Here is a 14,095-nt window from a genome sequence, read left to right as displayed (position 1 = left end):
GCCGTGAGGGGCATGTCGATCTCGGACTTGGTCATGCCGGCCATGGTCTTCTTGACGAACTCGAGGTTGTCCTCGATGGAGTCCAGCTTCTCGCGGACGATCTGCGGCATGTGCTGGCCGCGGATGCCGGCCTCGGCGATGTACTGGTCGGTGAACTCGGCGCGGGCGCCGGGGACCTGGTCGAACACCTCGGCGACGAGGTTCTCGAGATAGAGGACCTCCACGCCCTGGTCCCTCAGGATCTGGGCGAAGGTGTCGTGCTCCTGCTGCGCGACCTCCAGGAACGGGACGTCGTCGAACAGGAGTCGCTCGAGCTCGTCGGGCGGCAGGTTGAGGAGCTCGTCGCCGGGACGGTGCAGGCAGACCTTCCTGAGCTTGCCGATCTCGGAAGGCACGTGCAGACCTTTCGTCATGGCCTCCTACCTTTCTTTCGGGCCCTTGTCAGGGCCGATTCGTTAGCGCCCTTCCATAGCGGACGCTGCTTGCTGACAGCTCTAGTTATATCCAAATTCCACCCGCAATTCCACCTCGCCCCCGAACGGTCAACAAAGTGCGATGAACGGTATATCGCACGAGATTCCCCCATAATGTACTTCGGCGTTCTAAAGTAACTTTTCTAAGGTAAACGCTCTTTTTTCCTAAAAACTATTTGCAATTGCATCTCTAAACTTTTGATTCAGAATTGCATAGCTAAATCGGTTTTATGTATATAAATGATGTTTGTTTACGTTTCCGCCTGCATTCAATGATATTCAGCTATCCATCATTCTTATTCACACTTACGTACCAGTTGAGTGAGGATATAGACCGCTTGCAGACGAGCAGGGCGTCAGTCCTATGACTTGTCAGCGTAAGAAGTAGGTAAAGATACCGTTCGCACAATACGTCCGTGCCACAAGTCGACTAAATTGAGACAATAGTGAATAGGGTTAGGCTACCGTCCCCTGCGGGGACTGAACGGACAGATGCATATGCCGAGCAAAATCGAAAAAAAGCAAGCCGCCGCAAAGCTGCGCAAACCGCCTCGCGACTTCTCGTACACGCAGAACCGAGAGCTCAGCTGGCTACGCTTTGACAACCGTGTGCTTGACGAAGCCTTCGATGAGACCGTTCCGCTGTTCGAGCGTCTAAAGTTCGTGTCGATTTTCGAGTCTAACCTCGACGAGTTTCTCATGGTGCGCGTGGGCGGCCTGTCCGATCTGGCAGAGCTCAAAAAGCAACCTGTCGACAACAAGAGCAATATGACCGCCTCCGAACAGGTCGATGCTGTCATGGCCGAAATGCCCGGGCTCCTTACCCGTTGGGAGTCCATCTTTAAGAGCATCGAGGGCAAGCTCGACACCTTGGGCGTTCACCGCGCCCGCATCGATTCGCTTACGCCCGAGGAGCGCACCTTTGTAACCCGCTACTTCCAGGCCTACGTGTCGCCGGTCATCTCGCCGCTGGTCATCGATCCTCGCCACCCCTTCCCCAACCTACGCAATGGCGCGCTCTATCTGGCCTGTGGTCTGGACGGCGCCACCGACGAGGAGAGCCTGCTGGGCCTTATCGAGATTCCCGCCTCGATGAACCGCGTGGTCGAGATCCCCTCGCCCACCGGCACCTACTCCTACATCTTGCTCGAGGACGTCATCCTCGCCTGCCTGGACAGCTGCTTTGGCTCCTATAAGCCGCTGGATCGTGCGCTGATCCGCGTCACCCGCAACGCCGACATCGATCCGGACGGCGAGGGCGTCGAAGAGGAAGAGGACTACCGCCAGCACATGAAGCGCATCCTCAAGAAGCGCCTGCGTCTGCAGCCGGTAGTGCTCGCGGTCTCGGGGTCGCTCGAGAAGGCAACGCTCAAGACCATCCGCAAGGCGCTCGAGCTTTCGCGCCGCTCTGTCTTTACCTGCGATATCCCGCTCGACCTGGGCTACGTCTTTGGCATTGAGGGCAAGATTCCCGAGCACCTGCGCAACGAGCTGCTCTTTACGCCGTTTAGGCCGCAGCCCAATCCCACCATCGACATGACCCGCTCCATCCGCGAGCAGGTGCTGCAGCACGACAAGCTGCTCTTTTATCCCTACGAGGCCATGAACCCCTTCCTGGATCTGGTGCACGAGGCCGCCTACGACCCCGAGTGCATCTCGCTGCGCATCACGCTCTACCGCGTGGCCAAGCAGAGCCGCCTGTGCGAGTCGCTGATCGATGCTGCCGAGAACGGCAAAGAGGTCACGGTGCTCATGGAACTTCGTGCCCGCTTTGACGAGCAGAACAACATCGAGTGGGCCGAGCGCCTGGAAGAGGCCGGCTGCACCGTCATCTATGGTTCCGAGGGCTTTAAATGCCACTCAAAGATCTGCCAGCTCACCTATCGCGAGGGCATGGCGCTAACGCGCCTCACGCTTTTGGGCACCGGCAACTTTAACGAGAAGACGGCCAAACTCTACAGCGACTTTATGCTCATGACAGCCCATCCCGGCATCGGCGAGGACGCCAACCTGTTCTTCCGCAATCTGTCGCTGGGCAACCTGCGCGGCGACTACCGCTTCCTGGGTGTGGCGCCCGTCGGACTGAAACCGCTCATCATGCGCGGGCTTGACCGCGAGATCCAGCGCGCCCTTGCCGGCGAGCCCGCCCGCGTGTTCTTTAAGCTCAACTCGCTGACCGACCGCGAGGTTATCGACAAGATCGCTGAGGCATCGTGTGCCGGCGTGCGCGTAGACATGATCATCCGCGGCATCTCGTGCCTCAAGCCCGGTGTTCCGGGCAAGACCGAGAACGTGCATGTCCGCTCCATCGTCGGACGCTTTTTGGAGCACGCGCGCGTCTATGCTTTCGGCGTGGACTCGGACATGATTTACCTGAGCTCGGCAGACATGATGACGCGCAACACCGAGCACCGCGTGGAGATTGCCTTCCCCGTGCTCGACCCCACCTGCCGCGCCCTAGTGCACGAGTACATGGGCATGCAGCTGCGCGACAACGTGAAGGCCCGCAGCCTCACGAGCGACGGCACCTGGGTCCCCGTGGAGCGTGCAGAGGGTGAGAAACCCTTCAACTCGCAGGAAGCCCTGCTGGAGCGTGCCTATCGCAACGCCGAGGCCGCCGCGCAGCAGCGCGCACAGGAGAAGGAACGTGTGGCCGAGGAGGCCATTCAGGCCGATGTTGAACACGGGGCAGCTGCCAAACCGGAAGCGGTTGCAGCTCCCCCGGTGAATGAGCCCGAGGCTGCCGCAGAGCCCGCCGTGGAGAAAGCGCCCGAGCCCGCTACTGCGACTCCGGAGCCCGCCGCCGAGGCAAAGCCCGCCCCTGCTCCTGAGCCGCAGCCGGCCACACCCAAGGTCCAAGAGGTCCAGGCGACCGTCATTGAGCCCGAGCCTGCACCTGCACCTCAGCCCGATCCGCAGGTCATCAAGCCCGCACCCGAGACGAGCGCCCGTCGCGATAAGCCCGCCGGCAAGACCAAGGCCATCGAGCGCCATCGCCCCGGCCGCGTGCGCATGGGCCTGGGTCTGATCGGCCTGGGTCTTAAGACGCTCATTACCGGCAAGACGAAATAGTCGTTTGTAGAAGCAGTTTGTAGAAGCGCCCCGCATTTGAGGAAAGCCTCGGATGCGGGGCGCTTTTCCCTGCTACCATGGTGCGAACAACAACGCGAATGACAGGCAGGAATATGAAGCTCACTATAGAATCGATGACGTACGGCGCCGACGGGCTGGCGCATGCCGACAACGGCAAAGCCGTATTTGTGCAGGGCGCCGTGGCAGGCGACACCGTCGAGGCCGAGATCGTGCAGGACGGCAAGTCGTTCATGCGCGCCCGCACCACCGAGATACTGGAGCCGAGCCTCGATCGCATCCAGCCTCCCTGCCCCTTCGTTGGCATTTGCGGCGGCTGCTCGTGGGGCAACCTCTCGCGCACGGCACAGCTTGCCGCCAAGGAGCAAAACCTGCGTTCCACGCTCGAGCGTATCGGCAAGTTCAGCCCCGATCAGGTCGATAAGCTTGTGCAACCCATCCGCCACACCAAGGATGATTGGGGCTACCGCAATAAAATCGAGCTCGAACCAACCGTCGTCAACGGTCGCGTGCGTCTTGGCATGCACGGCGTCGATCCCCGCGAGATCGTGACCGTCGATTCGTGCCCGTTGTTCGACAAACGCTTCCCCAAGGCGCTCAAGTCAGTCGTCGGCGCGCTCAACTATCTGAGCGGCAGCCACAACCTGGGTCTGGAGCGCGTGGGCATTCGCGCCTCGCGTCGCACCAAGGCACTCGAGGTGGCGCTCTGGACGCCTACGGGCTCTTTCCCGCGCTCGCAAGTCTCGCGCGTGTTGGCAGACGCCGCGCACCCCACAAGTGTCGTACGCGTGATGAGCAAGGGCGAAAAGAAGGCCCGCCGTGTTTCCAAGGTCGAAATGCTCGCCGGAGAAGGCTCATGGACCGAGAATATCGCCGAGGGTCAGATGCGCTTGTCTGCCCCGTCTTTTTTCCAGGTCAACACCAAGGGTGCCGAGATTTTGATCGAGCTTGTCATGGAAACGCTCGATCCGCAGGAAGACGAGCTTGCCGTGGACCTGTACTGCGGTGCCGGCACCTTTACCCTGCCGCTCGCCCGCCGCTGCGACTTTGTCGCCGCCGTCGAGGCCTACGGCCCCGCCGTGCGCGACCTGCGCCGTAACCTGGAGATCAACAAGCTTGATAACGTCGACGTCATTGGCGGAGACGCGGTGCGCGAGTTCCCCGACCAGGATGCCGACATCTTGGTGGTCGACCCGCCGCGCGCAGGCCTCGCCCCCGAGGCGATCGACCTTATCGCCAGCACGAGTGCCCGCGATGTCGCCTACGTGAGCTGCGACCCGGCCACCCTGGCGCGCGATCTCAAACGCTTTGTCGAAGAAGGCACCTTCTCCCCCATAAAGATCACGCCAGTCGACCTATTCCCACAAACCTTCCACTGCGAAACCGTCGTCCACCTCAAGCGCAACTAGCCACTTAATCATTGCTCAGAAAAATCATTGGGAAATCGAGCGTGGCAAGCGGAGGTCTTCGGGGTATAAGACGGCTAATTGTATGCCGCCTATGAAAGGAACCCTCATGCCCAGCGTTGCCGTTCTCGCCGCCGATGGCTTTGAAACTATTGAATGCTTGACCATGGTCGATGTCATGCGTCGCGGCGGCGTGCGTGCCACGCTCGTCTCGATCATGCCCACGCGCGAGGTCGTAAGCTCGCTGCAGATCCCCGTGACCTGCGATGCGCTCTTTGATGAGATCAACTTTGACGAGTACGACTGCGTCGTGCTGCCCGGCGGCCTGCCCGGTGCCACCAACCTGCGCGCAGATCAGCGCGTCTGCGACGTAGTCTGCGAGTTCGCCGCAACCAAGCACGTCGCCGCCATCTGCGCCGCCCCGTTTATCCTGGGCGAGCTCGACCTGCTCGAGGGGCGCCATGCCACGTGCTTCCCTGGCTTTGAGAAAAGCTTCCCCGAAGGTGCCTATACCGGCGAGAAGGTCACGCAAGACGGCAACATCATCACTGCCAGCGGCATGGCACAGTCACTCCCCTTTGCATTGGAGCTGCTGCGCACGCTCGCCGGCGACAAGGCCGTCGAGAAGGTCGCCGAGGGCATCCAACTATGATTTTGGCTTCGCAATCGCCGCGCCGCATAGAGCTGATGCGCGAGGCAGGCTACAACATTCGCGTGATTCCCGCGGATATCGACGAAACGCCCTTTGATGGCGAGGCTCCGCTCACGCTTGTCGAGCGCTTGGCACGCGCCAAGGCGGCTGCCGTTGCTGCCGAGTATGCCGAGCCCAAAGAACTGACGGTCGCGGCCGACACCATCGTCACCTTCGACGGCAAGATTTTGGGCAAGCCGGCAACCGAGGGCGAGGCGCGCACCATGCTCCGTGAGCTTTCGGGCCGCACGCATCAGGTCGCAACCGGCGTCTGCATCGTTAAGGCAGGCGATACGGCCGCCCCGCATGCCGCCGAGAGCCTGTCGTTTGTCGATGTGACCGACGTGACATTCTACGAGCTCACCGACGAGCAGATCGAGCACTACGTTGCCTCGGGTGAGCCCATGGATAAGGCAGGCGCCTACGGCATCCAGGGCACAGGCGGCCGCATGCTCGTGCACGATATTTCGGGCGACTTCTATAACGTAGCGGGCCTACCCATCGCCCGCGTCGCGCGCGCGATTCAAAAACTCTCGTAATTGCATCTGGCGCTGGGTATTCCCCAGCGCCTACAATTTTGGCGTACCGTACGGATCCCGACCGGGCACAAGGCGCGGCGGAAAACCGATAGGAGTTAAACATGGATACACTGCTCGAGGCCATTGACGTCTGCGATGTCGATGGCTTTTGCTATGGCAACTATACGGACGAGGAGGCCGGCACCGGTTGCACCGTAATCGTGGCACCCGAGGGCGCCACCGGCGGCGTTGACGTACGCGGTGGCGCTCCCGCTTCGCGCGAGACCGACCTGCTACGACCCGAGAACACCGTCGACAAGGTCCACGCCGTCTGCCTTTCGGGCGGATCGGCCTTTGGCCTCGAAGCTGCAAGCGGCGTCGCTCGCGAGCTTGAGAGCCGCGGCATCGGCCTTCCCGTCGGCCCCACGCAGGTGCCTATCGTGTGCTCCAGCTGTATCTTCGACCTTGCCTTTGGCGACCCCACCGTGCGCCCCGACATTGAGGCCGGCATCGCCGCCGTGCGCGAAGCACTCGACCACACCCCCACCAAGCTCGAACAGGGCAACGTAGGCGCCGGCACGGGCGCCACCGTGGGTAAGCTCATGGGGCCTGCCACCTGCATGAAGGCCGGTCTTGGAGCTGCCGCCGTGGCACTCGGTCCCGTCAAGGTGGGCGCCGTGGTCTCGGTCAACGCCTGCGGCAACGTTGTCGACCCCTTCACCGGCGAGTGGGTCGCCGGCATGCGCGCCGCAGCCGATAGCGACCAGATCGTCGACATGGAACTCGCAGCCTTTGCCGCCGCCGGATCCATGCAGATGCCGCTCGACCGCACCAACACCACCATCAGCTGCATCATCACCAACGTGGAACTCACTAAGGCACAAGCTACCAAGGTCTCCCAGATGGCCGCAGACGCCTACGCACACGCCATCCGTCCCACGCACACCACCAACGACGGCGACACCATCTACACCCTCGCCAGCGGCAAACTGGGCGCCCAGGCAAGCGCCGCCGTTCCCCTAGACCTGCTGGGCATGCTCGCCGTAAGGGCTTTGCAAACCGCCATCGTAAACGGAGCCAAAACCGCCAAAACCTCCCACGGCATCCCCGGCGCCGCAAAGTAAACTAGCTCGTCCGGTTGCCCGGTGGGGCTTGGTTATGTTTGCTGCTCTACAGTCCTGGCTCGCACGAAGAGCACATTAAGTGCTCTTCGGCTCGTGCGGAACTCGCGACAAACATAACCAAGCCCCACCGGGCAGCCTACCAACCAAGTCTTTTCAGCCCAGGCCCCTGTGTACCGCGCGTCTAAGATCTTCAAATTCAGGCAGCCTGACAATCGATTCTTATAGCAGAAGCCCCTTGGCCTTTAGTTTGATACAAGTTCCGCACGAGCCGGAAAGCACTTAATGTGCTTTCCGTGCGAGCAGGACTGTTCGCAGTAGCAAACTAAAGGCCAAGGGGCCCAGTCAACCTATCAGCAGCGATTACTCAGCAGCTAGTTGAATTTGAAGATCTTTGAGGCAAGACGGTATAGGCCGAGTGTGGTTTTGTCTCCGGCCCGTCCGCGCAGATTGGTGAAGAACCCGACCACGCCGTAGCGGGCACGACGATACATGCGCTCGTCGTAGGCCTTCAAATCATTCCACAGCGTCTTTAGGCGCTCGTCGGCGCAATCTTCCTCGGAAAGCTTGGTGAGCACCGAGCAGATCGCCATCATCATGGTGAAATAGCCCATCATGTACGAGCGCAGACGCGACGACTCAACATCGCTGTACAAGTGGTACGACTCCATCATGATACGCGTAACACGGAACTGCTGGTCCAGACGCTTGACCATCGTTGCCTCGTTGACGCTCTGGCCCTCGCGACCGATAAAGTAGCGGTAGAGGTCGATGTCGGCGTAGTACATGGTCTTGCAACGCGGCAGCGGCACGTAGGCGTAGATGTTGTCCACATAGAACGTGTGCGGCGGCATGGGAAGGTTGGACTCGCGCAGCACATCCGTGCGATAGCACAGGCTGTGCATGAGTAGGTTCTGGTCCAGGCGGAAATGACCGATCTGATCCCAGGAAAAGATCTTCTTGCGCGGCAGGGCAAATTTGTAGCCAATAGCGGTATGCGTGCCCTCGTAAACCTTCTCGTACACGTAGTTCGAGATAAACAGGTCAACGCGCTGATCGCGCTCTTCAAAGCCACGCAGAATCGACAGCATGGTCGAAAGAGCCGCAGCGTCGAGCCAGTCATCCGAGTCGACAACCTTGTAGTAGGTGCCCTGTGCTTCGCGCAGACCCGAAAGGACGGCAATACCGTGGCCACCGTTCTCCTGGTGTACCGCGCGAATGATACCGGGATAACGTGCCTCCCACTCATCGGCCTTATCGGCCGTCTCGTCCTTGGAGCCGTCGTCCACCACGATAATCTCGATATCGGTGGCGTAATTGCTCCCCTCCAAGATGGAGGTGATGCAATGGTCCATGTCCTTGGCGGCGTTATACGAGGGAATACCGAATGTTATGACTTTATGCATGGCAGGCGATAATCTCATCCGAAAGATCGAGGGCGGAATTGGTCACGGCGTCCATATCGTAGTAACGATACTCGGCCAGACGACCCACCGGGTGGAAGTTCGTCAGGTTCTGGACGCGCTCAAGATAGCGCTCATAGAGCTCACGGTTCTCGGGCTCAAGAATGGCGTAGTACGGCGTCTCGCCCGAGCCGCGCGTATAGGCCTTGGAGTACTCCTTCATGATGGTGGTCTTGCCGGGCAAGATCTGACCGGTCATGTTCTTGAACTCGGTGATGCGCGTGTAGTCCTCGCTCGTGGTGTAGTTGACGGTGCCCACGGGCTGGAACTGGTCCATATCGAGCGTCTCGAACTTCATGTCGAGCGTGCGGTACGGTAGCGCGCCCAGATCGAGGTTGAACAGCTCGTCGAGTGGACCGGTGTAGACGATCTCGCCACCATAGACCTTGCCGTCGATCTTGACGGTGGTCTCGTCGATCTCAAAGAGATCGCGGGCGTCCACGTCGCAGAACACGTCGATCAGGTCGTGGTCGAGCATGTGCTCAAAGAGCGCCGTGTAGCCCTCCTGCGGCATGCCCTGGAAGGGAGCTTGCGGGAAGTAGCGGTCATCATCGCCCACAAAGACGGGAACGCGGCCGGTGATCGAGGGGTCGATCTGATCGGGCGTCTGGCCCCACTGCTTCATGGTGTAATGCAAAAAGACGTTCTCGTAGACGTAATCGGCGACCTCGGCCAAGTCGGGGTCGTTCTTCTTACGCAGCTCCATAATGGGCACCTTGACATCCTTGCCAAAGGTCTCCACGAGCTTCTGATACAGCTCCTCGCCGCGCTCGTCACCAAAGGCGAGCTTGAGACTCGCATGGTTGAAGGGCACGGGCATAAGGGTACCGTTGATGTTGGCGAGCACCTTGTGCTGATAATCCGTCCACTTGGTAAAGCGCGACAGGAAATTGTGAACGCGCTCGTTAAAGGTGTGATAGATATGCGGACCGTACTCGTGGATCAGGATTCCGGCCTCGTCAGTGCAGTCATAGGCATTGCCCGCAATGTGGCTACGGCGCTCCAAAACGGCAACACGATAGCCGATGGTCTCGGCAAGACGGCGGGCGCAAACGGCACCGGCATATCCAGCACCGACGACAATCATGTCGTACGCGCCGGCGTTAAAGCCTTCAGGCAGGCCTGAGGTAATCTGCATCGATACTCCTTGTCAAAAGCCACGGGCTCGTTAGCTGGGCTTTTCTCGAACATTCTTCGAGACATATTTATCAGAGCGATTATAGCGCTAATGCGTCCTATAATGAGCTTGCCACACAAGGAAAGCTCAAGCACCGCGGCGAACATAATTGAAAGGTAAACCCGCTAGCAGCGGGTTTATTCGTGAACAGCCGGGCGCCTGGAGCTTAGCGAAACGCTTGTAAGGAGTAACATGAGCGATTTCCTAAACCGTATGAAGTCTGCCGCCAAGGCCGACCTTAAGACGATCGTCCTGCCCGAGGGCGAGGATCCGCGCACTATCGTCGCGGCCACCAAAATCATCGAGGAGGGCCTGGCAAAGATCGTCATCCTGGGCAACCCCGACGAGATCAACGTTCCCGGCGCTACCGTCATCGACCCGCGCAATGCCGAGAAGCACGAGGAGTACGCGCAGAAGTTTGCCGAGCTCCGCGCCAAGAAGGGCGTTACCATCGAGCAGGCTCGCGCCCAGGTGATGGACGCCACCTACTTTGGCACCATGATGGTCAAGATGGGCGATGCCGACGGCCTGGTCTCCGGCGCCTGCCACTCCACTGCCGACACTCTGCGCCCTGCGCTTCAGATCCTCAAGACCGCCCCGGGCACCAAGCTGGTCTCGGCCTTCTTCGTGATGTGCACCGATACCCCGCAGTTCGGCACCGACGGCACGCTGATCTTCGCCGACTGCGGCCTCAACATCAACCCGTCCTCCGACGAGCTCTCCGAGATCGCCATCGCCTCGGCTCACTCCTGGTCCACCTTCATGGGCAACGTTGAGCCGCACGTGGCCATGCTCTCCTACTCCACCATGGGCTCCGCCGGCGGCGAGGTCGCCAAGAAGGTCCAAGAGGCCGTGAAGTTCTGCAAGGAGAAGGCTCCCGAGCTCGCCATCGACGGCGACCTGCAGCTCGATGCCGCTATCGTCCCCACTGTTGCCCAGCTCAAGGCTCCCGGCTCCTCCGTCGCCGGTAAGGCTAACGTGCTGGTGTTCCCCGACCTCGAGGCCGGCAACATCGGCTACAAGCTGGTCCAGCGCTTCGCCGGTGCTGACGCCTACGGCCCCATCCTGCAGGGCATCGCCAAGCCGGTTAACGACCTTTCGCGCGGCTGCTCTGCCGACGACATCGTGGGTGTCGTGGCCATCACCGCCGTCCAGGCTCAGATGGCTGAGTAGCGTACATATCCCCTCGGGACAGGAATTTCCGCCCGCTAGCAAAAGGCCTCCGGAGCTGTTGCTCTGGAGGCCTTTCGTTTACTTGCAAATGCGAGCGTTAGTTGTTCTTGGTCAGGCGCTCGACGTCGTGGGCGATCATGTATTCCTCGTCGGTGGGGATGACCATGACCGTGACGGCGGAACCGGCGGCACTGATGACCTGCGGGCCGTTGCCCACGGCCTCGCGGTTCTTGTTGTTGTCGATGCGTACGCCCAGCCACTCAAAGCAGTCGCAGAAGGCCTTACGGATCGACCAGTCGTTCTCGCCGATGCCGGCGGTAAAGGTAATGGTGTCCACGCCCGCCATGGAAGCGATCATGGAACCGGCCTGCTGCATGGCCTTGTAGGCGAACATATCGAAGGCGAGCAGGCAGCGCTCGTCGCCCTCGGAGGCGCGCGTGCGGATGTCGCGGGCGTCGTTGGAGATGCCCGAGATGGCAAGCAGACCAGACTGCTTGTTCATCATGTCATCGACTTCCTGATAGCTGTAGCCGCCCTCGCGCTGCAGGTAGCACACGGTAGCCGGGTCGATGGAGCCGCAACGGGTACCCATCATCAGGCCGTCGAGCGGCGTGAGGCCCATCGTGGTATCGCGGCACACGCCGTCCTCGATGGCGGCGAGCGAAGCGCCGTTGCCCAGATGGCACGAAAGCAGACGGTGGCAGCGCGAGCCCAGGATCTCCTTGGCCATCATCCACTCGTAGCGGTGGCTCGTACCGTGTGCGCCGTACTTGCGCACGTGGTACTTGTCGCACACGTCCTTGGGCAGCGCGTAGGTGTAGGCGACCTCGGGCATGGTCATGTGGAACGAGGTGTCGAAGACCGCCACGTTGGGCAGCTCCGGATACTTCTCACGGCAATACTCAATCGCTGCGGCCTCGCCGTAGTTGTGCAGCGGAGCAAGCGGTGCCACCTCAAGAATCTTGGCCATAACCTCGTCGTCGACAACCGCGGAATCATCGAAGTGCCAGCCGCCCTGAACGATACGATGCCCAATGCCATCAATCGTAAAGTCGGTCTTCTCGAGCTCCTCGAGCACGCGAGCGATAGCAGAGCGATGATCGGGGAAAGGGACCTCCTCGGTCTGCTTAGCGCCACCGTTCTCGGAGTGGCCAAAGATGCCCATGTCCGATCCGATACGCTCGCAGTTGCCCTTGGCGAAAACCTCGCGGGTATCGGTATCCAAAAGCTGATATTTGAGGCTTGAGCTGCCGGCGTTGACAACAAGTACGTTCATGAGACTCCTTTGCAGTGCAATACGGTCGACGCAGACCCCTTAAGGCGGCCGCATGTTAATAAGAAGTTATCATAACTTAATAAATAGCTATCAGGCATATCGCCCAACGAGCACAAAAGAAGGGCCGAACGGCACTCGGTCGTCCAGCCCCTCCCCTCTTGCAATTACTTGCCGTTGACGATGCGCTCGACGTCGGAAGCGATCATGAACTCCTCGTCCGTGGGAATGACGAAAATCTTGACCTTGGAATCCTTGGCAGACAGGCACCAAGCGCCGTCACCACGCAGGGCGTTGCGCGCATGATCCATCTTGACGCCCATAAAGGCCAGACGGTCGGCAACGCCGGCGCGAACAGCCGGAGCGTGCTCGCCGATGCCGGCGGTAAAGACCAGGGTGTCCATGCCGCACATGGAAGTGGCCATCTCGGCAGCCTTGGCGGCAATCTTGTAGACGAACATATCGAAGGCGAGCTGAGCCTCGGGGTCACCGGCAGCGGCGAGCTCCTCGACGTTGCGGCAGTCGTTGGTCTTGCCGCCGGTCACAGCCAAAAGGCCGGACTTCTTGTTCATCATCTCATCGACCTCGTCGAAGGTGTACCCGCCTTCGCGCTGCAGGTAGCACACGGTAGCCGGGTCGATGGAGCCGCAGCGGGTGCCCATCATGACGCCGTCGAGCGGGGTGAGGCCCATGGTGGTGTCCATGCACTTGCCGTCCTCGATGGCGCACAGGGAAGCGCCGGAGCCGATATGGCACACGACGACCTTGCGAGCCTCGTCGTTGGTCATCTCGGCGACCTTCTTGGAGATGTAACGGTAGCTGGTGCCGTGGGCGCCGTACTTACGGATGTGCAGCTTGTCGCAGACGTCCTTGGGCAGGGCGTAAGTCTTGGCGACCTCGGGCATGTTGAAGTGGAAAGCGGTGTCGTAGACCGTGACGTTGGGCAGGTCGGGATACTGTTCCAGGCAGTACTCGATAACGTTGGCCTCGGGGTTGTTGTGCAGCGGCGCCAGCGGGGCGACCTCGCGGATCTTGGCGAGAACGTCCTCGTCGACGAGGGAGGAGTCGCCAAAGTACCAACCGCCCTGAACGATGCGATGGCCAATACCCTCGATCTTGACGCCGTTGGCCTCGAGGTCCTTCAGGACGACCTCGATGGCGACCTTGTGGTCGGGGAACTCGATGTTCTCGGTCACCTTCTTGGAGCCATTGGCAGCATGGGTGAAGGTACCACCGGTAAAGCAGACGCGCTCGCAGGAGCCCTTTGCGGACACCTTATGGGACTTGGTGTCGATGACCTGATACTTAAGGGTCGAAGATCCCGCGTTGACGACCAGAACGTTCATGTGTCTCCCTACTAACAGGCGGTGTGGCGCCGCCAGGTTACATACGCTTCAATAATAAACCCAAACGCCCTCGCGCTCGGGTTTATTGCGTTGATATATAAGTTATCGGTGCCTAAATACGCATGGCCTTTGACTTGTAAGACGAAATAGCGCGGGGATATACACCAAAGAAGAAATCCCGAGCGCGACAAGCAATATGACTCGAATGTCCGCGATGCTGCTCAACGCATCATTGAACAGATAGAAAAGGATGGCACCCACCGCCACCATCTGGCTTTGAACCGAAATCAGACACTATGACCCAATCCAGGGGCACGGAAACGACAGGAGCCCCCGCTCGTGACCGCGGGTCGGGGCTGCGACA

General features: G+C 60.3%; 12 protein-coding genes. 7 read left to right on the top strand and 5 right to left on the bottom strand.

The window, feature by feature from the left end; translation table 11 throughout:
* On the bottom strand, positions 1 to 413 hold a 413-nt coding region (locus AB5Z54_RS09470), incomplete at its 3' end, for an arginine deiminase family protein (protein WP_368161334.1).
* 558 nt (positions 414 to 971) lie between these two features.
* On the opposite strand from AB5Z54_RS09470, the gene ppk1 reads away from it, so the two are divergent.
* From ppk1 to AB5Z54_RS09445, 5 genes are all read left to right on the top strand, one after another.
* Positions 972 to 3,545 (top strand): polyphosphate kinase 1, encoded by a 2,574-nt coding sequence (gene ppk1, locus AB5Z54_RS09465; RefSeq protein ID WP_233504633.1) that lies wholly within the window; start codon positions 972 to 974, stop codon positions 3,543 to 3,545.
* A 98-nt stretch (positions 3,546 to 3,643) separates the two neighbouring features.
* Complete coding sequence (gene rlmD, locus AB5Z54_RS09460; protein ID WP_368161332.1) at positions 3,644 to 4,972, top strand: 23S rRNA (uracil(1939)-C(5))-methyltransferase RlmD; 1,329 nt, start codon at positions 3,644 to 3,646, stop codon at positions 4,970 to 4,972.
* Between the two features lie 106 nt (positions 4,973 to 5,078).
* On the top strand, positions 5,079 to 5,621 hold the full coding sequence (locus AB5Z54_RS09455; RefSeq protein WP_055287259.1) for a DJ-1 family glyoxalase III: 543 nt from the start codon (positions 5,079 to 5,081) through the stop codon (positions 5,619 to 5,621).
* Positions 5,618 to 6,199 (top strand): Maf family protein, encoded by a 582-nt coding sequence (locus tag AB5Z54_RS09450; protein WP_368161331.1) that lies wholly within the window; start codon positions 5,618 to 5,620, stop codon positions 6,197 to 6,199. The genes AB5Z54_RS09455 and AB5Z54_RS09450 overlap by 4 nt, the downstream gene beginning before the upstream one ends.
* Positions 6,200 to 6,300: 101 nt before the next feature.
* Positions 6,301 to 7,302, top strand: a complete 1,002-nt coding sequence (locus tag AB5Z54_RS09445; protein ID WP_368161329.1) for a P1 family peptidase — start codon at positions 6,301 to 6,303, stop codon at positions 7,300 to 7,302.
* Positions 7,303 to 7,673: 371 nt separating this feature from the next.
* Here AB5Z54_RS09445 and AB5Z54_RS09440 read toward each other — a convergent pair whose 3' ends face one another.
* Together AB5Z54_RS09440 and glf are read right to left on the bottom strand one after the other, a co-directional pair.
* On the bottom strand, positions 7,674 to 8,705 hold the full coding sequence (locus tag AB5Z54_RS09440) for a glycosyltransferase family 2 protein (RefSeq protein ID WP_006234294.1): 1,032 nt from the start codon (positions 8,703 to 8,705) through the stop codon (positions 7,674 to 7,676).
* Positions 8,698 to 9,900: a UDP-galactopyranose mutase gene (gene glf, locus AB5Z54_RS09435; protein WP_368161328.1), complete on the bottom strand. Its 1,203-nt coding sequence runs from the start codon at positions 9,898 to 9,900 to the stop codon at positions 8,698 to 8,700. Before glf ends, AB5Z54_RS09440 begins: the two co-directional genes overlap by 8 nt.
* A gap of 231 nt (positions 9,901 to 10,131) precedes the next feature.
* Between glf and pta the strand changes: the two genes are divergently transcribed.
* Positions 10,132 to 11,112 carry a phosphate acetyltransferase gene (gene pta, locus AB5Z54_RS09430; protein ID WP_006234296.1) on the top strand — a complete coding sequence of 327 codons (981 nt, stop codon included), beginning with the start codon at positions 10,132 to 10,134 and terminating at the stop codon, positions 11,110 to 11,112.
* A 97-nt stretch (positions 11,113 to 11,209) separates the two neighbouring features.
* On the opposite strand, the gene AB5Z54_RS09425 is transcribed toward pta, so the two are convergent.
* Together AB5Z54_RS09425 and AB5Z54_RS09420 are read right to left on the bottom strand one after the other, a co-directional pair.
* Complete coding sequence (locus AB5Z54_RS09425; RefSeq protein ID WP_117820680.1) at positions 11,210 to 12,388, bottom strand: acetate/propionate family kinase; 1,179 nt, start codon at positions 12,386 to 12,388, stop codon at positions 11,210 to 11,212.
* Positions 12,389 to 12,552: 164 nt separating this feature from the next.
* On the bottom strand, positions 12,553 to 13,731 hold the full coding sequence (locus tag AB5Z54_RS09420; RefSeq protein WP_368161326.1) for an acetate/propionate family kinase: 1,179 nt from the start codon (positions 13,729 to 13,731) through the stop codon (positions 12,553 to 12,555).
* A gap of 159 nt (positions 13,732 to 13,890) precedes the next feature.
* Here AB5Z54_RS09420 and AB5Z54_RS09415 point away from each other — a divergent pair, with 159 nt between their 5' ends.
* Positions 13,891 to 14,031: a DUF2335 domain-containing protein gene (locus AB5Z54_RS09415; RefSeq protein WP_368161336.1), complete on the top strand. Its 141-nt coding sequence runs from the start codon at positions 13,891 to 13,893 to the stop codon at positions 14,029 to 14,031.
* The last annotated feature ends 64 nt before the right edge of the window (positions 14,032 to 14,095 follow it).

It is taken from the genome of Collinsella aerofaciens, assembly GCF_040910185.1.
GTDB lineage: Bacteria > Actinomycetota > Coriobacteriia > Coriobacteriales > Coriobacteriaceae > Collinsella > Collinsella aerofaciens_BF.
Note: the sequence above shows the minus strand (reverse complement) of the source record. Positions and strands in the feature narration are given on the sequence as shown.